General features: G+C 65.3%; 20 protein-coding genes and 1 pseudogene. 10 read left to right on the forward strand and 11 right to left on the reverse strand.

What is annotated here, in order from left to right; genetic code table 11:
- Window positions 1-55: 55 nt before the first annotated feature.
- On the forward strand, window positions 56-1,093 hold the full coding sequence (locus AC628_RS23205) for a GntR family transcriptional regulator (RefSeq protein ID WP_245321280.1): 1,038 nt from the start codon (window positions 56-58) through the stop codon (window positions 1,091-1,093).
- Window positions 1,094-1,118: 25 nt separating this feature from the next.
- On the opposite strand, the gene hpaR is transcribed toward AC628_RS23205, so the two are convergent.
- Window positions 1,119-1,652 (reverse strand): homoprotocatechuate degradation operon regulator HpaR, encoded by a 534-nt coding sequence (hpaR, locus tag AC628_RS23210; protein WP_074129043.1) that lies wholly within the window; start codon window positions 1,650-1,652, stop codon window positions 1,119-1,121.
- 110 nt (window positions 1,653-1,762) lie between these two features.
- Here hpaR and hpaH point away from each other — a divergent pair, with 110 nt between their 5' ends.
- The 6 genes and pseudogenes from hpaH to AC628_RS23240 all read left to right on the forward strand — a co-directional run bounded on the left by hpaH (window position 1,763) and on the right by AC628_RS23240 (window position 8,258).
- Window positions 1,763-2,569 (forward strand): 2-oxo-hept-4-ene-1,7-dioate hydratase, encoded by an 807-nt coding sequence (hpaH, locus tag AC628_RS23215; protein ID WP_074129044.1) that lies wholly within the window; start codon window positions 1,763-1,765, stop codon window positions 2,567-2,569.
- Window positions 2,570-2,590: 21 nt separating this feature from the next.
- Entirely contained in the window at window positions 2,591-2,989 is a 399-nt protein-coding gene (locus AC628_RS23220; RefSeq protein ID WP_074129045.1) for a 5-carboxymethyl-2-hydroxymuconate Delta-isomerase, read from the forward strand.
- A complete protein-coding gene (gene hpaE / locus AC628_RS23225; RefSeq protein ID WP_074129046.1) occupies window positions 2,982-4,526 on the forward strand; it encodes a 5-carboxymethyl-2-hydroxymuconate semialdehyde dehydrogenase in 1,545 nt (514 codons plus the stop codon). Before AC628_RS23220 ends, hpaE begins: the two co-directional genes overlap by 8 nt.
- Window positions 4,527-4,599: 73 nt before the next feature.
- Complete coding sequence (gene hpaD, locus AC628_RS23230) at window positions 4,600-5,583, forward strand: 3,4-dihydroxyphenylacetate 2,3-dioxygenase (protein ID WP_074129047.1); 984 nt, start codon at window positions 4,600-4,602, stop codon at window positions 5,581-5,583.
- A gap of 150 nt (window positions 5,584-5,733) precedes the next feature.
- Window positions 5,734-6,606, forward strand: coding sequence for a fumarylacetoacetate hydrolase family protein (locus AC628_RS23235; RefSeq protein WP_074129048.1), 873 nt, complete (start codon window positions 5,734-5,736; stop codon window positions 6,604-6,606).
- Between the two features lie 24 nt (window positions 6,607-6,630).
- Window positions 6,631-8,258, forward strand: a pseudogene (locus AC628_RS23240) (thiamine pyrophosphate-dependent enzyme).
- On the opposite strand, the gene AC628_RS23245 reads toward AC628_RS23240, so the two are convergent.
- The 10 genes from AC628_RS23245 to AC628_RS23290 all read right to left on the reverse strand — a co-directional run bounded on the left by AC628_RS23245 (window position 8,255) and on the right by AC628_RS23290 (window position 18,046).
- Window positions 8,255-9,469 carry an MFS transporter gene (locus AC628_RS23245; protein ID WP_074129049.1) on the reverse strand — a complete coding sequence of 405 codons (1,215 nt, stop codon included), beginning with the start codon at window positions 9,467-9,469 and terminating at the stop codon, window positions 8,255-8,257. The pseudogene AC628_RS23240 and the gene AC628_RS23245 overlap by 4 nt on opposite strands.
- A gap of 215 nt (window positions 9,470-9,684) precedes the next feature.
- On the reverse strand, window positions 9,685-10,338 hold the full coding sequence (gene alkB, locus AC628_RS23250; protein WP_074129050.1) for a DNA oxidative demethylase AlkB: 654 nt from the start codon (window positions 10,336-10,338) through the stop codon (window positions 9,685-9,687).
- Window positions 10,339-10,351: 13 nt separating this feature from the next.
- Window positions 10,352-11,098, reverse strand: coding sequence for a 2OG-Fe(II) oxygenase (locus tag AC628_RS23255; protein WP_074129051.1), 747 nt, complete (start codon window positions 11,096-11,098; stop codon window positions 10,352-10,354).
- Between the two features lie 249 nt (window positions 11,099-11,347).
- Window positions 11,348-12,034, reverse strand: a complete 687-nt coding sequence (locus tag AC628_RS23260) for a DUF2848 domain-containing protein (RefSeq protein WP_074129052.1) — start codon at window positions 12,032-12,034, stop codon at window positions 11,348-11,350.
- Window positions 12,027-13,376, reverse strand: coding sequence for an amidase (locus AC628_RS23265; protein ID WP_074129053.1), 1,350 nt, complete (start codon window positions 13,374-13,376; stop codon window positions 12,027-12,029). The genes AC628_RS23260 and AC628_RS23265 overlap by 8 nt, the downstream gene beginning before the upstream one ends.
- A gap of 97 nt (window positions 13,377-13,473) precedes the next feature.
- The gene (locus AC628_RS23270) at window positions 13,474-14,193 is read right to left on the reverse strand and encodes an ABC transporter ATP-binding protein (RefSeq protein ID WP_074129054.1); all 720 of its coding nucleotides are present in this window, start codon (window positions 14,191-14,193) and stop codon (window positions 13,474-13,476) included.
- Window positions 14,183-14,911 (reverse strand): ABC transporter ATP-binding protein, encoded by a 729-nt coding sequence (locus AC628_RS23275; RefSeq protein ID WP_074129055.1) that lies wholly within the window; start codon window positions 14,909-14,911, stop codon window positions 14,183-14,185. The genes AC628_RS23270 and AC628_RS23275 overlap by 11 nt, the downstream gene beginning before the upstream one ends.
- Window positions 14,901-15,821, reverse strand: a complete 921-nt coding sequence (locus AC628_RS23280) for a branched-chain amino acid ABC transporter permease (protein WP_074129056.1) — start codon at window positions 15,819-15,821, stop codon at window positions 14,901-14,903. Before AC628_RS23280 ends, AC628_RS23275 begins: the two co-directional genes overlap by 11 nt.
- Complete coding sequence (locus AC628_RS23285; protein WP_074129057.1) at window positions 15,814-16,737, reverse strand: branched-chain amino acid ABC transporter permease; 924 nt, start codon at window positions 16,735-16,737, stop codon at window positions 15,814-15,816. Before AC628_RS23285 ends, AC628_RS23280 begins: the two co-directional genes overlap by 8 nt.
- Before the next feature lie 46 nt (window positions 16,738-16,783).
- A complete protein-coding gene (locus tag AC628_RS23290) occupies window positions 16,784-18,046 on the reverse strand; it encodes an amino acid ABC transporter substrate-binding protein (protein WP_074129058.1) in 1,263 nt (420 codons plus the stop codon).
- Between the two features lie 240 nt (window positions 18,047-18,286).
- Here AC628_RS23290 and AC628_RS23295 point away from each other — a divergent pair, with 240 nt between their 5' ends.
- From AC628_RS23295 to AC628_RS23305, 3 genes are all read left to right on the forward strand, one after another.
- A complete protein-coding gene (locus AC628_RS23295) occupies window positions 18,287-18,700 on the forward strand; it encodes a Zn-ribbon domain-containing OB-fold protein (RefSeq protein ID WP_050420086.1) in 414 nt (137 codons plus the stop codon).
- Window positions 18,701-18,704: 4 nt separating this feature from the next.
- On the forward strand, window positions 18,705-19,844 hold the full coding sequence (locus tag AC628_RS23300; protein WP_050420085.1) for a thiolase C-terminal domain-containing protein: 1,140 nt from the start codon (window positions 18,705-18,707) through the stop codon (window positions 19,842-19,844).
- 228 nt (window positions 19,845-20,072) lie between these two features.
- The gene (locus AC628_RS23305) at window positions 20,073-20,987 is read left to right on the forward strand and encodes an SDR family oxidoreductase (protein ID WP_028338734.1); all 915 of its coding nucleotides are present in this window, start codon (window positions 20,073-20,075) and stop codon (window positions 20,985-20,987) included.
- Window positions 20,988-21,226 lie beyond the last annotated feature (239 nt).

Raw genomic sequence — 21,226 nt, forward strand, 5'->3', positions numbered from 1 at the left:
CGCAATAGCCAAAAGTTCGCTGGTAACGGTGCGTAAATGCCTGCTAGGAGCAGCCATGACGCGATCACGTGATAATGTGACCGGCGGGCGGCCATCGATGTCGATTCCAAGAGCGAAATCGCAGACCAGACGGAAACAACCGGCCTATGCGCTGATCAAGAGCGCATTGGCAAAGCACATCCGGGCCGGTGACGTGCCTCCAGGCACGGTGCTCTCCGAATCGGCGATCGCGACCTTGTTCGGCTCCAGCCGTTCTCCGGTGCGACAGGCCTTCGAACAGCTCGAGCACGTCGGCCTGGTGCGCCGGTTCGACGGCCGCGGCGTCATCGCCGGCAAGCGCAAGGTCGAACCACGGCGCGTCCCGATCACACCGGAAATGTTCGGGCTGACCGACGGCCCCGTCGACGCGGTGCGCAGCGACGCCTGGGATGCACTCTATTACAAGCTCGAACGCGAGATCATCTACCGGTCGCTGTTCGGACGCTTCCGCGTCAGCGAGCTGGCACTGGCGCGGCATTTCCGGGTCGGACGCACGGTGGCGCGCAATCTGCTGCTCCGCGCGCAGGCGATCGGAATCCTGGAGAAAGGCGCCAAGGCGCATTGGTATGTGGTGCCGCTGGACGAGGATCGCCTGCGCGACATCTTCGAGGTACGCGCAACGCTCGAACCGCTGCTGCTCAAATCCGCGACGGCGAAGATTCCCACCGCACTGCTTGACCGGATGGCGGAGCGGCTGCGCGAGGGGATTCAATTCCGCAGCCGCGTCGGCGTCGGCGAGCTCGACGAGATCGAGGGCGACCTGCATATCCGGTGCCTGGGCTACGGCGCCAATCGCGAGATGGTCGAAGCGCTCAAGCGCACCCACTGCGCTTTCGTGATTGGCAAGCACATTCAGGTGGCGCTGACCGCGCCGCAGATCGATTCCTTCATGGACGAGCATCTGGTGATCATCGAAGCCTTGCGCGCGCGCGACGGCGACGCGGCGGCCGAGATCTTGCGCCGCCATATCGAGTGGTCCCACTCCAAGGTTGCGGGCTGGATTGCCGAATTCCGCGCCATCAACGTGATCTCGCGCGTGCCCTACATGGCCTGAGCGGCATCACCACGCATCATCGCGGTTACTCGTCGGCCTCGGCTTCTGCGTCCCCGGCCGAACCCATTCCGGCGAGACTTGCTTCCAGCGCGCCCAGCATCTCCTGCAGCTCCGCAAGCTTGCGCGCGCCGTAGCGCCTCGTGATCGCCGCGTAGATCACCTCCGACGTCGGCGCCACCGCCTCGATCAACTTCAACCCTTTGGCGGAGATCGAGACCACCGCACGCCGCGCGTCGTTCTCCGCCGCCTTGCGCTCGATCAACGCACGCCCCTCGAGATCGCGCAGGATACGCGACAGGCTCGGGCCGAGCAGAAACGCCACACGGGCAAGCTCGGTGACCTCGATCTCGTCGACCGCGGTGAGCGCACGCAGGATCCGCCACTGCTGCTCGGTCAGCCCGTGATTGCGCAGCGAAGGACGGAATTGCCGCATCACAGCTTCGCGCGCACGGAGCAGCGACATCGGCAGCGAGCGCGAGAATTCGCGCATCGGGGTCCGTCGCGCCGCCGCGTCGTCGCCCTGCTCCGGCCGGATCTCGTCCAATTTCTTGCGCGCCATGACCTAATCCGCCGCCGCAAACTTTTGCGCTGCAACATGCATTGATTCAGTTTGCGGGAAATCACTTAACATGTTAATCATCTCCCGACATCCACTTTTGTGTAGCACGCATGGCCCTCTCCAAGGACGATATCCGCGCTGCCGCCGAGCGGCTCGACAGTGCGGAAAAGACCCGCAAGCAAATCCGCCAGCTGTCGCTGGAATACCCCCGCATCACCCTCGAAGACGCCTACGCGATTCAGAAGGCCTGGGTCGAGATGAAGGTGGCCCAGGGCCGCGTCGTCAAGGGCCACAAGATCGGCCTGACCTCGAAGGCGATGCAGAGCGCGCTCAATATCGACGAGCCTGACTCCGGCATCCTGCTCGACGACATGTTCTTTGCCGATGGCGGCCTGGTGCCGACCGACCGCTTCATCGCGACCCGCGTCGAGGCCGAGCTCGCCTTCGTGATGAAGCATCGCCTTGCGGGGCCGAACTGCACGCTGTTCGACGTGCTCAACGCGACCGACTTCGTGGTGCCGGCGCTGGAGATCCTGGATACCAGGGTCGAGCGGGTCGATCCCGAGACCAAGGCGACACGCAAGATCTTCGACACCATCGCCGACAACGCCGCCAATGCCGGCATCGTGCTCGGCGGCCGGCCGATCCGCCCGCTGGAGGCTGATCTGCGCTGGATCGGCGCGCTCTGCTTCAGAAATGGCCAGCTCGAGGAAACCGGCCTTGCCGCCGGCGTGTTGAATCATCCGGCGACGGCGGTGGCCTGGCTCGCCAACAAGATCGCGCCGAACGGGCTGGCGCTGGAGGCCGGCCAGGTGGTGCTGGCGGGCTCCTTCATCCGTCCGATCGAGACCCGCAAGGGCGACACCATCCAGGCCGACTACGGACCGTACGGTTCCGTGAGCTGCTACTTCGCCTGACGCACTCAGCAGGAGACCTGCATGCCGCATTTTACGCTTGTATATTCCGCCAATCTCGACGGCCTCGTCGACATGAGCGCGACGGTCGAAGTGGTCCGCAAGGCCGCGGTCGAGACCGGCATCTTCCCGCTCGGCGGCATCCGTGTTCGCGCCGTCAGGTGTGAACACTACGCGATCGCCGACGGCCGCAAGACTTACGGCTTCCTCGACATGGTGCTGCGGCTCGGCGAAGGCCGCGACCTCGCCACCCGCAAGAAGGCCGGCGAGCACATCTTCAAGGCGCTGTCGGCTCATCTCGATCCGGTATTCGCCAACAGCAAGTTCGCTCTGTCGTTCGACATGCAGATCAACGACAAGGAGACCAGCTGGAAACGCAACAACATCCACGACGCACTGAAGGTGGAGACGGTCAATGGATAAAGCGACAGCGAAATCGTCAGCCGACGTGTTCCAGGCCAACCGCGATCGCGCCGGTCCCCTGCTCGCGAAGTTGAAAGCCGAAGGCATCGGCAATGTGATCGACGGCAAGGTCGTGCCGGCGGCTTCCGGCCAGACCTTCGAGACCAAATCGCCTGTTGACGGCACGGTGCTGGCGACGGTCGCGCGCGGCAATGCCGAGGATATCGATCGCGCCGCAACCGCCGCGGCCAAGGCCTTCAAGGCCTGGCGGGACATGCCGGCGGCGCAGCGCCGCAAGCTCTTGCATCGCGTTGCGGACGCGATCGAGGAGCGGGCCGACGATATCGCTGTGCTCGAATGCATCGACACCGGCCAGGCGCACCGCTTCATGGCCAAGGCCGCGATCCGCGCCGCGGAGAACTTCCGCTTCTTCGCCGACAAATGCGGCGAAGCGCGCGACGGCCTCAACACGCCCTCGGACGAGCACTGGAACATCTCGACCCGCGTGCCGATCGGGCCGGTCGGCGTGATCACGCCGTGGAACACGCCGTTCATGCTGTCGACCTGGAAGATCGCGCCGGCGCTCGCGGCCGGTTGCACCGTGGTGCACAAGCCGGCGGAATGGTCGCCGGTGACCGCCGACATGCTGGTCAAGCTCGCCAAGCAGGCCGGCCTCCCCGACGGCGTGCTCAACACCGTGCATGGTTTCGGCGAAGAGGCCGGCAAGGCGCTGACCGAGCACCCCGCGATCAAGGCGATCGGCTTCGTTGGCGAGAGTTCGACCGGGTCGGCAATCATGGCGCAGGGCGCGCCGACCCTGAAGCGGGTGCATTTCGAGCTCGGCGGCAAGAACCCGGTGATCGTGTTCGACGACGCCGATCTCGACCGCGCGCTCGATGCCGTCGTGTTCATGATCTACTCACTCAATGGCGAACGCTGCACGTCGTCGAGCCGGCTGCTGGTTCAGGAGAGCGTTGCCGGCAAGTTCATCGAGAAGCTGACCGCACGCGTGAAAGCACTCAAGGTCGGGCATCCGCTCGATCCCGCGACCGAGATCGGGCCGCTGATCCATGAGCGGCATCTCGCCAAGGTCTGCAGCTATTTCGATGTCGCCAGGAAGGACGGCGCGACGATCGCGGTCGGCGGCAAGCCGCATGACGGTCCCGGCGGCGGCCATTATGTGCAGCCGACGCTGGTCACCGGCGCCAATGCGACCATGCGCGTCGCGCAGGAAGAAGTGTTCGGCCCGTTCCTGACCGTGATCCCGTTCAAGGACGAGGCTGACGCGATCGAGATCGCCAACGGCGTGCAATACGGCCTGACCGGCTATGTCTGGACCGGCGACATGGGCCGCGCGCTGCGCGTCGCCGATGCGCTGGAAGCCGGCATGATCTGGCTCAACTCGGAGAACGTCCGCCATCTGCCGACCCCGTTCGGCGGCATGAAGTCGTCCGGCATCGGCCGCGACGGCGGCGACTACTCATTCGACTTCTACATGGAAACCAAGCACGTCTCGCTCGCGCGCGGGACGCACAAAATTCAGAAACTGGGAATTTAGCCAGCACTGTCATTGCGGGGCGACGCTTAGCGGTGGGCCCCGGAATGACGGACCAAAAATTGAGGAAACACCGATGCCCGTTCCGACGCACGTCTTCGATCCGCCGTTCAACATCATCCGTTGCAGCCATGCCGTGCTCGACGTCACGGATTTCGACAAGAGCGCCACCTTCTACGAGAAGACGGTAGGCCTCCACATCGAGGACCGCGACGACAAGTCGGTGTATCTGCGCGCCAGCGAAGAGCACCAGCATCACTCGGTGGTGCTGCGCAAGGCGGCGAAGGCCGCCTGCAACCGGCTCGGCTTCAAGGTCGGCAATGACGGCGACCTCGACAAGGCTGCCGCGTTCTGCTCCGAGAACGGCATCAGCTACGCTTTCGTCGACCAGCCGTTCCAGGGCCGCACGCTGCAATTCACCGATCCGTTCGGCTTCCAGATCGAGCTCTACGCCACGATGGAGAAGCGCCCGCATCTCTTGCGGCGTTATGATCTCTACAAGGGCTGTCATCCGCAGCGGCTCGACCATTTCAACGTGTTTGCCGCCGAGGTGCAGGACACCGTCGATTTCTACGCCCGGCTCGGCTTCCGCCTCACCGAATATGCCGAGGAGGACGGTGACAATGGCCGCATCGCCGCCGCCTGGATGCACCGCAAGGGCAATGTCCACGACTTCGCCATCACCAACGGCCGTGGCCCGCGCCTGCACCACATCGCCTATTGGGTACCGACCGCGATGAACATCGTGCATCTCTGCGACGTGATGGCCTCCTCCGGCTTCCTCAAGAACATCGAGCGCGGCCCGGGCCGGCACGGCATCTCCAACGCCTTCTTCCTCTACATCCGCGATCCTGACGGACATCGCATCGAGCTCTACACCAGCGACTATTTCACCGGCGATCACGACCACGAGCCGCTACGCTGGTCGCTGCGCGATCCACGCCGTCAGACGCTGTGGGGCGCGCCGGCGCCACGCTCATGGTTCGAGGAAGGCTCGACTTTCGCAGGGCAAGCGGTGCGCGAGCCGCGCTTCGTCGCCGACGTACTGGTTGCGGACTAGTAAACAAGATTCCATCCCCTCGTCGTCCCGGCGAAAGCCGGGACCCATAACCACCGAATTAAGTTGCTGAACTGGCCGCGTGCCCCTTCCGATAGCCGCGGAGTATGGGTCCCGGCTTTCGCCGGGACGACATCAACGATTGGATTGCCGATGACTGCCCCTCGCCTCGCCACCTATTCCGTCAACGGCACCACCAGCTATGGCGCCGTCACCGACAGCGGCATCGTCGACCTCTCGTCGCGTTTCGCCAAGGACTACCCGACCTTGCGCGAGGCGATCGCCGCCGGCGCGCTGACCAGGCTCGTGGAGGACGCCACCAAGCGCGCACCCGACCACGCGCTCGACGCGGTCACCTGGCAGCCGCCGATCCCGGCACCGGACAAGATCATCTGCATCGGCGTCAACTATCCGGACCGCAACGCCGAGTACAAGGACGGCTCGGACGCGCCGAAATATCCCAGCATGTTCCTGCGGGTGCCGCGCTCCTTTGTCGGCCACAACACGCCGGTGGTGCGGCCGCGCATCTCGCCGCAGCTCGACTATGAGGGTGAGCTGGTGCTGGTGATCGGCAAGGCCGGCCGGCACATTGCCGAGAGCGCCGCGCTCGATCACATCGCCGCGATCACGCTGTGCAACGAAGGCACCATCCGCGACTGGGTGCGCCACGCCAAGTTCAACGTCACCCAGGGCAAGAATTTCGATTCCACCGGCAGTCTCGGCCCGTGGATCGTGCCCTACACCAGCGAAGCGCAGATCGCCGATATCCGCCTGACCACGCGGGTCAACGGTGAGGTCAGGCAGGACGACCGCACCTCGCGCTTGATCTTCGGCTTCCGCTACCTCATCAACTACATCTCGACCTTCACGACGCTGGTTCCCGGAGACATCATCGTCACGGGAACGCCGACCGGCGCGGGTGCGCGGTTCGATCCACCGCGTTATCTGAAGCCCGGCGATGTCGTCGAGGTCGAAGCCGAAGGCGTCGGCATCCTGCGCAACGGCGTCGTCGACGAAGCCAACTAACCCCGCAAGCAAGTGGACGGTGCCATGACCTCAACATCCGGCGGCGAAGCGATCGTCAACGGCCTCGTCGCGCACGGCGTCGACACCGTGTTCGGCCTGCCCGGCGCGCAGATCTATGGCCTGTTCGATGCGTTCCATCAGGCGCAGCTCAAGGTGATCGGCGCCCGGCATGAGCAGGCCTGCGGCTACATGGCGTTCGGCTACGCTCGCTCTTCCGGCAGGCCCGGCGTGTTCAGCGTGGTGCCCGGCCCCGGCGTGCTCAACGCCTCGGCGGCGCTGCTGACCGCGTTCGGCTGCAACGAGCCGGTGCTGTGCCTGACCGGCCAGGTGCCGACGCAATTCCTGGGCAAAGGCCGCGGCCATCTGCACGAGATGCCGGACCAGCTCGCGACGCTGCGCACTTTCGTGAAGTGGGCGGAGCGGATCGAATACCCCGACAACGCGCCCGCGATGGTGTCACGCGCATTCCAGGAAATGCTGTCGGGCCGGCGCGGCCCCGCCTCGCTGGAAATGCCATGGGACGTGTTCACCCAGCGCACCGAGGTTGCGGCCGTCAAGCCGTTCGATCCGTTGCCGGCGCCGCAGCCCGATCCTGACCGCATCAAGCGGCCGCCGATCTGATTGCCGGCAGCAAGGCGCCGATGATCTTCGTCGGCAGCGGCGCCATCGAGGCGCGCGAGGAAATTCTTGAGTTGGCCGAGATGATCGACGCGCCTGTGGTCGCATTCCGCAGCGGCCGCGGCATCGTCTCCAACGCGCATGAGCTCGGCCTCACCATGGCATCCGCCTACAAGCTGTGGCCGAAGACCGATCTGATGATCGGCATCGGCACCCGCATGGAGCTGCCGACCATGTCGCGCTGGCCTTATCAGCCGGCCGGGCTGAAATGCGTGCGCATCGACATCGATCCGGTCGAGCTGCGCCGCTGGCCGGCCGATGCCGGCGTGATCGCCGACGCCAAGGCCGGCACCGCCGACCTCGACGCCGCCGTCCGCAAGGCCGGCTACACCAAGACGTCCGGTCGCCGCGCCGCGATCCGCGAGGCGACCGCGGCCACCGAGCAGGAGATCCAGCGCATCCAGCCGCAGATGGCCTATTTGAAGATTCTGCGCGAGGTGCTGCCGGCCAACGCCATCGTCACCGACGAGCTGTCGCAGGTCGGCTTCGCCTCCTGGTACGGCTTTCCGATCTATGAGCCGCGCACCTTCGTCACTTCGGGCTATCAGGGCACGCTCGGCTCGGGCTTCCCGACCGCGCTCGGCGCCAAGGTCGCCAACCCGAACAAGCCGGTGGTCGCGATCACCGGCGACGGCGGCTTCATGTTCGGCGTGCAGGAGCTCGCCACCGCGGTGCAGTTCAAGATCGGCGTGGTGACGCTGGTGTTCAACAACAACGCCTATGGCAATGTCCGCCGCGACCAGCGCGAGCGCTTCGACGGCCGCGTCGTCGCCTCCGACCTGGTCAATCCGGACTTCGTCAAGCTCGCGGAATCCTTCGGCGTCGGCGCCGCACGCGTTACGTCGCCCGATCACTTCCGCCCGGTGCTGGAGAAAGCGCTGGCCGACGGCGGGCCCTATGTGATCTCGGTGGAAGTGCCGACCGATTCCGAGGTCTCTCCCTGGGCGTTCATTCACCCGGCGAGAAACAACTAAGCTGCTTTCACGCCGCGTTGCAGCCGCGACGCGGCGATCACGAGCAGGCCGGCGCCGGCCACCGACCAGCAAGCGACCGGCGCCCAGTGCACCAGCGGCGCATAGTCCGGCAGCTTCTGCAGGCCGCCGGCGACCGCCGCTATCCGCGCAAAGGTCGCAAGCGCGAGCGCCGAGAACACGAGGCCGGTGACCTTGCCTTCGGCGCCGGTCTCGCCGATCGCAAGCGCGGCCGACACCGCGCTCATCAGCATGCAGCCCCAGGCGGCGCCCGCCATGAACTGCGCCACGATCAGAACGTTGAGGCTGCCGGCAATCTCCGCAGCGACGATGGCGAAGGCGCCGAGCAGACCCGCTGCGCCCATCACGATCAGCCCGCCGCGATGCTTGACGACGATGCTTGCCGGAAACATCGCGATGTTGAAGCCGATCCAGAACACCGGCATCAGCCATTGCAGATCGCTCGACTTGGCGAAGCGCAGATAGAACGGAGCGCTGTTGATGTTGAAGTGCAGTTGATAGCCGAGCGAGAGCAGCACCATCGACGCGATCAGGAACATCGGCACCGCACCGAGCCGCCTCGCCGGCGCCGCAAGCCGCTCGGGCTGCACCTCCGCGGCGACGCGGCGCTCGATCCCTGAGAACGCCAGCGCGGTCAGCAGCAGCACGGCGCCGGACAGCACGAATGGCAGCCGCGCATCATGGTCGCGCAGCACGACGCCGAGATAGGGCGAGACCGCGCCCGCGATGCCGTAGCCCAGCATCGCCAGCGCGGCAAGGAACGGGACCGAAGGCTGCGCGCGATACTTGCCGAGCAGCGTCAGTGGCGGCGCTCGCAAGGCCGACGATGTGACGGCCCAGACCACGATCAACCCGATCAGCCAGACCTTTGCGCCCGGCCCGGTGCCGGCGACGTAAGGCAGCGCGACGAAGGCGGCGCAGGAGATCGCGGCGAGGATGCCGACGAACACGCCGAGACGGCCGACCAGGATCGAGATCCGATCGGCGGCCATGCCCATTGCTGTATCCGTGATGGTGAAGATGGCCTGGTCCATCATCAGGATCAGGATGACGGTCGAAGGCGCGATGCCGACTTCGGCGCAGAGCTTGGGCAGGTAGATCAGGTAGGTGGTCCAGCCGAGCGTGAAGACAAGCTGCAGCACGGCGAGATAGACGCCGGTGCGATTGACGGCGCGGTCGGCCTTGGTGGTCATAGGCGAAGTCTAGACCAGCTGTCCCATTTGCGGGAGGCCTTTAGCCTCACTGAAGCGACGAAGCAAAGGTGCGAGCTGCCAAAATATAGAAAACAACCCCATGCAAAGTAGCAGGCGTTCCGCCGGCACTCGGAAAAGCGCTTGACGCGTCGGGCAACTCAGTAGCATACTTCCATTATTCCGAAATGATACAGCCACCCGCCGCCGCGCAATGGCTAGCGCACCTTGCGGAAGGTCAGATTGATGCGCTGCCGGCCGAGCACGCTGTGCTCGCCATCGGCAAGCGGCGCCACGCCGTGATAAAACAACCGTGACGGCCCGCCCCACACCGCAACGTCGCCATGTTCGAGCCGATAGCGGCGCGGCGTGTCGCTGCGCTTCAGGCCGCCGAACAGGAAGATCGCCGGCAGCCCGAGCGAGATCGAGACGATCGGCGCACCGTAGTCGAGCTCGTCCTTGTCCTGATGCAGCGACAGTTTTGCGCCGGGGACATAGCGATTGATCAGGCAGGCCTCCGGCGCGAAGCTATTGAAGCCGGCCGCAGCCGCGGCATCGGCCGCGAGCCCGCGCAACACCTCCGGCATCGCCGGCCACGGCTGCCCGGAGTCAGGATCGATCGGATCGTAGCGATAGCCGCTGGGATCGGAGACCCAGCCGACGTTGCCGCAATTGGTCATCGCGACCGACATGCGGTGGCCGCCCGGTGTGATCAGATGCCGGAACGGCGCCTGTTTGACGATCACGCGCAAGGCCGGAATCAGCTCGGCCTCGAACGGCCGGACAAAGCCACGCAGCAGCACCGCACCATCCGCGATTATCTCGCGCGGCGGCCGTGCATCGCCAATTGTCTCGAAAAGGTCAGCGGCCACGCCTCTCTCGCACTCACTTCGCGTCGTGGAAGATCACACCAACGGTGTGGCGATGACCGGTGCGAATCCGGCTGACGCCATGGCGCAGATTGACACGATACGGCCCGCGCGTCCCCTGCACCGGTCGATGGTGCACGGCAAAGGCCACCGCATCGCCTTTGGTCAGCGGCACCACCTCGGGCCGCGACTGCATCCGCGGCCGCTGCTCGGTCAGCACGAACTCGCCGCCGGTGAAATCGCGCCCCGGCTGCGACAGCAGGATCGCGACCTGGATCGGGAACACGTGCTCGCCATAGAGATCCTGGTGCAGGCAGTTGTAGTCGCCCTCGCCATATTGCAGCAGCAGCGGCGTCGGCCGCGTCTGCCCGGCATCGTGGCAGCGCTTCAGGAATGCCGCGTGCGACGAGGGATAGCTGATCTCGATTCCCATCGTCTGGTTCCAGCGATTGGCGGTCGCGGTCAACCGCGCATACAGCGCAGGCCGCAGCTCGGCGATCAGGTCCGGCAGCGGATAGGAAAAATACTTGTACTCGCCGCGGCCGAAGCCGTGGCGGCCCATTACGACTTTGCTGCGGAACCGGCTGTCGTCGGGATAGAGCGCCGCGATGGCGTCGCATTCCTCGGGAGTCAGCAGGCCGCCCAGGACGGCGCAACCCTGCCCGTCGAGGTCGGCCGTGATCTGGTCCCAGTCGAGGGCGTCGACGCGGACCGGGATGTCGGAGGTTGGGGTGCGGGTGATGGTCTTGGCTGTTGCTGTCATGGGGCGGAATCTGGCCCATGATCGCGGCCCGCGCCACCCGATTTCTGGCGTGAATAATTGGGAAACAGCGCCTCAATCTCCGCTGTCGTCCCGGCGAAAGCCGGGACCCATAACCACCATCGCCTGTTGTTGAGAAAGCTGGGGCCACAGCGCGCCAACCACAAAATCTTGTGGTTATGGGTCCCGGCTTTCGCCGGGACGACGCGTGGTGAGAGAGTCGGTCGCCCGTAGAAAAACGACGCGTGGAGTTCAGCCCCTCACCGGCAGCGTGATCACATCATATCCGTGGCTGATCTTGCGCTTCAGCACCGGGTCTTCCAGCTCGAACTCGAAGCGGCTGGCGGGACGGATGCCGCCCTTGGCGGCGAAGGTGCCGCCGAACATGGCGCAGCCGTCAGGCAGTTTGCCGCCATCGAAGCCGCGGGCGATCAGGTCCTTGACCGGCAGCATGTGATCGAGCGTGCCTTCCTGGTAGAGCACGCGCTGGCCGCCGATTGTGGCCCAGGAGCGCAGGATCAGCTGGTCCCAGTGGCCGATGACGTCCTCGAGCTCCCAGAGCTCGGAAGCCATCGGCTTGTCGCACATCTGCTTCGAGACGGTGACGCTGTAGCTCTCGACCTTGCGGTCGGTATGGTCGGAGCCGCAGCCGACGAAGATGCGGCCCTGCCAGCCGATCAGCACGAACTCGACTTCGCCGCTGGAGTCCTCGCCGCAGACCTCGATCGTGTCGGCAAAGGTCAGCCGGCGCGCCGAGCAGCGGTAATAGATCGGCGTCGTCGCGGGCCGTGCGATGCCGAGCGCTTCGAGCTCGGCGATATGCTTGTCGCGCGCCACCGGGTCGCGGCCGGTCCAGCCGGCGATCACCGCCTGCTTGATTTCGAGCGTCAGCGGCGTCGCGACGCCCTTGTCGTCGACGTTGAAGGTGAGATCAAACACGGATGATGGCCTCCATTCCGGCCGCAAGCTCGAAGATGCGGCGATCCGAACCGCCCGCGGCGGCGAGCATCAGGCCGACCGGCGCCTCGCCCTCGCGATGCGCGGGCAGCGAGATGGCGCAGCCATCGAGCACGTTGATCAGCGACGGGTTGCGCAGCGCGCGCAGGTTCTCGGTCGCGAACGCCTTGTCGTCGGCGAGGCTCGCAATGCTCGGCGGCAGGTTCGCGGTGGTTGGCAGCACCATCGCATCAAAGGGCGCGATCCGCGCCTCGGTGCGGGCGATGAACGAGCGGCGCGCGTTGATGAGGTCGATATAGTCGGCCGCCAGAAAACCCTCGCCGCGCTGGATGCGGACGGCGACGCGCGGGTCGTAGATATCGCCCTTGCTCGCGAGCAGGAAGCGGTGCCAGGCATAGCTCTCGGCCGCGGAGAACCCGCCCTTGGTGTTCATCACGCCGACGTCAAGAAACTCAGGCACCTCGATCCGCTCGATGATCGCACCGGCGCGCGACAACGACGCGAGCGCGCGCTCGAAGGTTTTTGCGACGGCATCATCGAGATCGTCGAGCGCGACCGTGGTCGGCACCGCGAGCCGCATGCTCTTCACCGGGCGCGGTGCGATCGGCGTCACCAGCTCGTCGGCCAGTACGGCGTCGAGCACCGCGCAGCAGGCCACCGAATTGGCCAGCGGGCCGTAGCTGTCCAGGGTGAACGACAGCGGCACGCCGCCGTCGAGCGGAATCCGGCGCTGCGTCGGCTTGTAGCCGACGATGCCGTTGAAGGCGGCCGGGATCCGGCAGGAGCCGCCGGTGTCGGTGCCGAGCGCGCCGAACGCCATGCCGTCGGCGATCGAGACCGCCGCGCCGGAGGACGAGCCGCCGGGCACATGGCCGACGCTCCGGTTCCAGGCGCTCTTCGGCGTGCCGTAATGCGGATTGATGCCGATGCCGGAATAGGCGAACTCGGTCATGTTGGTGCGGCCGATCACGATGAAGCCGGCGCGCTTGAGCCGCGCCACGACAGGCGCATCGGCATCCGCCGGCGCGGAATCCTCCAGCGCCCGCGAGCCCGCGCGCGTCACCTGCCCCTTGATGTCGAACAGGTCCTTGATCGAGACCGGAATGCCGGCAAACGGCGACGGCGCCGCATTGGCCTTGCGCAGCCGGTCCATGGCGTCGGCGGCTTCCAGCGCCGCCTCGCGGTCGACATGGATGAAGGTGCGCGGGCCCTCGCCCGTGGGATCGGCGATCCTGGCGATGCATTGCTCGACGAGCTTGCGGGCAGAGGTGGCGCCGCTGGCGAGATCGGCGGCAAGGGAGGCAAGTGTCGGATTTTTCGGCATGGTTCTCACTTCACGGCTTGCACTTGATGGCTTCAGCTGATTGTCGCGCGAACCGGGGCCGATTTCCAGCGCGCCGGCCCCCAGTCTCGCATCACTATCACTTCAGCCCGAAATAGGCGCGGTGCAGCTCTTCATTGCCGCTCATCTCGGCGACCGTGCCGGAGAAGCGGATCCGGCCGCCTTCCAGCACGAACACGCGGGTGGCAATCTCAAGGAAGCCGATATTCTGCTCGGCGATCAGGAGCGCCAAGCCGCGGCCCTGCAGGCTCGACAGGGCGCGGAGCACCTCCTTGACGAACAGCGGCGACAGCCCGGCCGAGGGCTCGTCCATGACAAGCAGCTTCGGCTCGGCCGACAGCGCCTTGGCGATGCCGAGCATCTTGCGCTGGCCGCCGGAGAGGCTGGAGGCCGGATCGCGGCGCTTGTCGCGCAGCACCGGAAACAGGCCGTAGAGCTCGTCGACCCGCGCGCCCGGATTGGCATGGCCCAGCGCCTGCGCGCCGACCCGGATGTTCTCCTCGATCGACAGGTCGGGAAACACCGCAAGCTCGGACATGTAGGTCATGCCGCGCTTCATGCGGTCCGAGGATCGCATTTTGGTGATGTCCTCGCCGCCGAGCTTGATGTGGCCGCTGCGGGCCTCGATCAGGCCGACCAGCGATTTCAGGAAGGTGGTCTTGCCCGCGCCATTGGCGCCGAGCAGCAGCACGGTCTCGCCGGGGCGGACGTCGAGATCGACACCCCACAACACCTGCATGGTGCCGTAGCCGGCGTCGACGCCCGTGGCGTCCAGCAGCGGCGCTGCATCAGTGGGCATGCTCGCCTCCCAGGAACACCTCGATCACCTGCGGCTCGCGCACCGCGGTGGCAAGCGTGCCTTCAAAGATCTCCTTACCCGCATTGAGCACGATGACGCGGTCGGTGATCTGCTCGATGAAGCCCATCAGATGCTCCACCACGATGATCGCCATGCCGGTTGCGGCCAGCGCCTTGATGCGGCCGGCGATCCAGTCGAGCTCCGCCGGGTTGAGGCCGGCCGCGAGCTCGTCGAGCAGCAGCAGCCGCGGCCGCGTCGCAAGCGCGCGGGTGAGATCGAGCATCTTCTGCTGCGCGCTGTTGAGATCGGCGGCGGGACGGTCGGCGACCTCCTTCAGCCGGTACTCCTCGAGCAATTCAGCAATCGACGGCGCACCGGTCGCGCCGCCATAGGCCAGCGCCACCTGGATGTTCTCGCGCACCGTGAGCGACAGGAACGGCTTTGGCACCTGGAAGGTGCGGTTGATGCCGCGATGGACGAGCTTGTGCGAAGCGACGCCGCCGGACGACACATTGTCGAACACCACCTCGCCGCCATCAGGCGCATAGAGACCGGAGATCACGTTGATCGCCGTGGTCTTGCCGGAGCCGTTCGGGCCGACGAGGCCGAGGATCTCGCCGGGCACGACGTGGAAGCTCAGGCCGTCGAGCGCGTGGAAGCCGCCGAAGCGCTTGACCAGCTTCGAGACCTCGAGGATGGGGGTTTTCTCAGGGGACATGCCACCCCCTGCGGGTTGCCAGCGATACCAGTCCTGCGGGCAGGAACAGCACCAGGCCCATGATCAGCAGGCCGTAGATCAGCTGGAAATATTGCGGCGTGGTGAAGCCGATCAGATTGTAGATGCCGTACAGGATCAGCACGCCGACGATCGGCCCGGTGATGGTGGCGACGCCGCCGAACAGCGCGAACACGATCGCGAAGATCGAGAACTCGCCGGAGAACACGTTGTCGGGATAGAACACCGAGACGTACCAGGCGTAGATGCCGCCGGCGAGACCGGCGACAAGCGCCGAGGCGAGCCAGGCGATCACCCGCATCTTGATGATGTTGACGCCGGCCATCGAGGCCGACACCGCATCCTCGCGCACGGCCTGCAGCGCAAGGCCGAACGGCGAGTTCTTCAGATACACCACTGCGCCGACCGTCAGCGCCATCACCACGACCGCGGCGTAGTAAGCATGGGTCGGGTTGAAGGTACCAGTGAGCGACACGCCATAGGGTCCCTTGGTGATCCCCTCCAGCGCCGGGTTGGCGACGAAGTGCAGGACCGCGAGCGAGGCCGCGAGGTTGGCGATCGCGAAATACGCGCCCGACAACCGCAGCAGCGGCGTCAGCAACAGCCCGAGCAAAACCGCGACGCCGCCGCCGACCAGCACGGCGAGCGGCGCCGGCGTCTGCAGATGCATCACCATGATGGCAAAGCCATAGGCGCCGGCCCCGAAGAAGCCGACATAGCCGAACGGCAGATAGCCGGTGAAGCCATAGATGATGTTCACGCCCTGGGCGAGGATCAGGAAGATCACGAAGTTGAACAGCAGCAGATGGTTTTGATAGACGCCGGGCAGCAGTGCGAACACCACCACCAGCGGCGCCAGGATGAACAGCAGGTGTTTCGAGGCGTTATGCAACGCGCACCCGCCTTCCGAGCAGACCGCTCGGGCGCAACAACAGGATCACGATCAACAACACATAGGGCAGCAAGTCGGCCCAGGAACTGAGATAGGTCTGCACCAGCATGTAGCAGAGACCGTAGACGACACCGCCGAGCGCAGTCCCTAAGGGATTGCCGAGCGAGCCGAGCACGACGATCGCAAACGACGTCACCGTCGCATCGGCGCCGAACGCCGGCGTCACCGAGCCGAACATGAAGGGCGCGAACACGCCGGCGACCGCCGCGATTCCGAGACCGATACCGAACGCCGCCGCCGAGACGCGGTCGACATCGATGCCGGTCGCCAGGGCCTCGTCGCGGCGTGACATCACCGCGCGGGTCAAGGTGCCGAGCCGCGTATGGTAGAGATAGAGGTAGACCAGCCCGATCGCGATCAGGCTGGTGATGGCCGCGATCACCCAGGGCGCGGGAAAGCCCTGGCCGAAGATCTGGATCGGCCCTGCCCCGCCGGCCTTGCCGCCGAACCACTTCACCTTGATGGTCGTGAACACCGTGCCGAGCAGCCGGCTCTGGATCGAGCGCTCGCTGGTGCCAGCGAAGATCGTGGTGACGGCTTCGATCACCTGGGACAGGCCGAAGAACAGGATGATCGACAGCATTTCCGGGTTGGCCGAGCCCTGGAGCCGCGGCACCAGCACCCAGTACAGCAGCACGCCCGCCAGCACGAAGACCACGAAAGCCAGCGGCACCGCGAACAGCGGATCGATGCCGGCGATGCCGACCACGCCGAGCGCGATGAAGGCGCCCAGCATCAGGATGTCGCCATGCGCAAGATTGACGATACGCATGACGCCGAACACGAGATTGAGGCCGATGCCGACCAGGCTGAAATACAGCCCGAACAGCACGCCGGCAACGAGCGCATAGGTCATGCTACCGCTCGCCGCCGAAGGTTACGCCTGCCGCACTTAACCTGCATCACGGCGCCGGATAGATCGGCTTGCCGGTGGCGGTCTCGTGCGGATAGATCGAGACGAACTTGATGTGATCGTGCTCGTCGACCGTGAGCTGGCCGAGCGGCGTCAGTTCGCCGATCTGGCCGCCGGTCTCATCCAGCGCGAAAGTGCCGTCCAGCGTCTTGAGCTGGCCGCTGAGCGAGAACACCGCGCGGCGCAGCTCCATCTGGTCGAGGCTGGTCGCAACCGACAGCGTCTTCTCGATCACCAGCGCCGTGGTGTAGCCGGCCACCGCGTTGAAGCCGAACTCCATCTTGCCGTCGTTGTACTTCTTGGTCCAGGCGGCGCGGAAATCCTTCATGTTCATCCCGAAATTGACGGGATAATCCAGCTCGGACGGCGGCACATAGGTCCAGATGTGCTCCAGCCCCTTGGCGCCGACGTTCTTCTCGAGCAGCTCGGTCTCGAGGCCGGCATAGATCGCGAACAGCATCTTGAACTTGGTCCCGACGTCCTGGACGTTGCGCAGGAAGGCGATGTCGTTCGGCGCATAGCCGAAATGGATCACCGCGTCGGGATTGGCGTTGCTGATGTTGTTGATGATGACGTTGTAGTTGGTGGTCTCGGTCGGAACGCCCTGGTCGTAGACAATCTCGATCGGTGCCCCGGACTCCTTGACGAACTTGCGGAACGCGTTGGCCTGGGTGCCGGTGAACTCGTTGGTCGCGTAGAGGATCGCGACCTTCTTGATGCCGAGGCCAGGTCCGTCATGACTGATGAAGTCAGCCACCGGCTTCGGCCACACCGTCGACACCGGGTCGGCCATCAGCGCGATGTAGGGATTGTCCTTGGAGAAGAAGCTCGCGCCGGTGCCGGTCTGGTCGAACAGGAACATCTTGTGGTCGCGCGCGATCGCAACCGCGGGCGCCGTCAGCACCGATCCGGAATCGGCAACCAGCAGGTCGACCTTATCCTGCGTGATGAGCTGGTTATAAAGCGTCGAGGCGGTCGCGGTGTTGCTCTGGTCGTCATAGGAGACGAGCTTGATCGGGATCTTCTTGTCGAACGCCTTCACGAAGACGCCGCCCTCGGCGTTCTTCTGCTCGACCCACAATTTCAGTGAACTGTAGACCGGCATCGAGATCGACGCGTAGCGCCCGGAGGACGCGTACAGCGTGCCGATCTTGATCTCCGACGGTGCGTCGGCGGCCACAGCCTGCGTAACGCTGGCCTGCGTGGCAAATGCGAGGCTGGCAGCGAGTGCCGCGCCGATGATCCTCAGCATGATACTATCCTCCCGGGTATTTCTGACGTGTCTGGCGTGTCTTGAGCCTGTCTTGGACGCGGCCCTTCTACGCGCCGGATCGAAGCGACACAAGCATCGCGGCCTTAGCAATTGTGCGAGGGGCGGAATATGCGGCATGCGCGGGACACAGGCCGCTGCGCGCGGCATGGATGGACCGTTGACGGCCCTTGGTCCGATGGCGCATCAAGTCTGTAACGATTTCGGGAGGAGACACCAGACATGGCCGAGCCCGCGCGCGCGAAACCAAAACCGACACCCGAGACCCAGCATTTCTGGGACGGCACCAAGGCCGGCGAGCTGCGCCTGCAGCGCTGCGACGCTTGCGCCAATGTCTATTTCCCGCCGCGGCCGTTCTGCCCCTCCTGCGCCTCGCGCAAGGTCTCGGTCTTCAAGGCCAGCGGCAAGGGCAAGCTCTACAGCTACGTCATCAACCATCGCCCCGCCGCGCCGGGCTTCACCCCGCCTTATGCGATCGCGGTGGTCGAGCTCGACGAAGGCCCGCGCATGATGAGCAACATCATCGATTGCCCGCAGACGCCGGAAGCGCTCGAGCTCGACATGCCACTCGAAGTCGCCTTCGAGGCACTCGACGACAAGATCACCCTTCCCCTGTTCCGTCCGGCGAAGGGGTAACGTGATGCGCAGGAACCAGGTTGCCGTCGTCGGTGCGGCCGAAACCACCGAACTCGGCGTCATCCCCAACATGTCGCAGATCCAGCTGCACGCGGACGCGGCGCTGAACGCGATCGCGGACGCCGGTCTGAAGCTGTCGGACATCGACGGCTTCGCCACCGCGGTCGAGACCCCGCAGCAGATGGCGCATTATCTCGGCATCACGCCGACCTGGGTCGACGGCACCTCGGTCGGCGGCTGCTCCTTCATGCTGCATGTCCGCCACGCCGCCGCCGCGATCGAGGCCGGCCTCTGCAAGACCGTGCTGATCACCCATGCCGAGAGCGGCAAGTCGATGATCGGCAAGCAGCCGCGCTTCACCGCCCCTGACAGCCTCAACGGCCAGTTCGAATCGCCGTTCGGCGTCTACGGGCCGCCGAGCATGTTCCCGATTCCGGTGCTGCGCTTCATGAAGACGCATGGCATCACGCACGAACAACTTGCGATGGTCGCCGTGGTGCAGCGCGAATGGGCCGCGAAGAACCCGCGTGCCACCATGAAGGATCCGATCACCGTCGCCGACGTCCTGAATTCGCGGATGATCGCCTATCCGTTCCGGCTGCTGCAATGCTGCCTCGTCACCGACGGCGGCGGCGCGTTGATCCTCACTTCGGCGGACCGCGCCAAGGATTTCCCGAGGAAGCCGGTCTACATCCTCGGCACCGGCGAGAGCGTGGAGACGCCGATGGTCAGCCAGATGAAGACGTTCGACTCGTCGCGCGCCTTCAAGGTGGCGGGGCCGCTCGCCTTCAAAGAGGCCGGCATCACCCACAAGGACGTCGATCATCTGATGATCTACGACGCCTTCGCGCATCTGCCGCTGTACGGCCTCGGCGACCTCGGCTTCATGCCCTATGAGGAAACCGGCAAGTTCATCGCCGACGGCAACACCCGCCCCGGCGGCAAGCTGCCGCTCAACACCAATGGCGGCGGCCTCAGCTACATGCACTCCGGCATGTACGGCATGTATGCGCTGCAGGAGAGCGTGCGGCAGATGCGCGGCATCGCGCCGGCGCAGGTGCCGAACGCCAAGATATCGGTCTGCCACGGCGTCGGCGGCATGTTCGCCGCGAGTGGCACGATCATCTTTACGAACGAGAAGTAAGCGAGCCGCTCGCTTCTCCCTCTCCCCGTTCTTACGGGGAGTGGGTTGGGGTGAGGGGCTGCCTCCACACACTCGGACTCGCGGAAAGTCCCCCTCACCCGGATCGCATCTGCGATGCGACATAGCTGAAGCTCCGCTTCAGCGTTCGCTCTAAGGAACGGCCGCCAAAGGCGGCCTGTGCTCTCCCCGCAAGCGGGGCGAGGTAAGCAAGACACCAGGAGAACCCACATGGCAAAATCACTGCAAGACAAAGTCATTATCGTCACCGGTGCGGGCCGCGGCATCGGCCGCGAGATCGCGCTGCTCTGCGCGGCGGAAGGCGCCAAGGTCGTGGTCAACGATCCCGGCGGCGCGGCCGACGGTGGCGGCTCGAGCGCGGCGCCCGCCGAGGAGGTGGTCGAGGAGATCAAGAAGCGCGGCGGCACCGCCGTTGCCAATTTCGAGTCGGTGGCGGAAGCCATCCCCGCCAGCAAGATCGTGAAGACCGCGACCGATCATTTCGGCCGTCTCGACGGCGTCGTCAACAATGCCGGCATCCTGCGCGACATGATCTTCCACAAGATGAGCGTGGAAGCCTTCGAGGCCGTCATCAAGGTGCATCTGATGGGCTCGTTCTATGTCAGCCACGCCGCGGCGCGCATCTATCGCGAGCAGGAATCGGGCTCGTTCGTGCACTTCACCTCGACCTCCGGCCTGATCGGCAATTACGGCCAGGCCAACTACGCCGCCGCCAAGCTCGGCATCGTCGGCCTCTCGAAGTCGATCGCGCTCGACATGGGCCGCTTCAACGTGCGCTCGAACTGCGTGTCGCCGTTCGCCTGGACCCGCATGATCGGCACCATCCCGACCGAGACCGACGCCGAGAAGGCGCGCGTCGAGAAGATCAAGCAGATGGGCCCCGAGAAGATCGCGCCGGTCTGCGCCTATCTCCTCTCGGACGCCGCCAAGGACGTCACCGGGCAGATATTCGGCGTGCGCATGAACGAGATCTTCCTGTTCGGCCAGCATCGTCCGGTGCGCTCGGTGCATCGCGGCGAAGGCTGGACGCCGGAGACGATTGCGGAACACGGCATGCCGGCGCTGAAGGGATCGTTCGCCAAGCTCGACCGCTCGGCCGACGTCTTCACCTGGGATCCGATCTGAGATCCTCATGGTGAGGAGGCGCAACGCGCCGTCTCGAACCATGAGGCCCGTGGCCCATCCTTCGAGACGCCGCTTGCGCGGCTCCTCAGAGCCTGACTGAAAAAGGGGTGAGTGACCTGAGTGGGGTGTGATTCCATCGGATTTGCAAAGATTCGAGGGAGAGCACGATGCCCTGGACTGAGATCACTCGGGAGCAATATCGGCGGGACGAACTGCGTTATGCAAGCGATATGACCGAT

Origin of the sequence: Bradyrhizobium sp. NAS96.2 (genome assembly GCF_001908235.1) — a bacterium.
GTDB lineage: Bacteria > Pseudomonadota > Alphaproteobacteria > Rhizobiales > Xanthobacteraceae > Bradyrhizobium.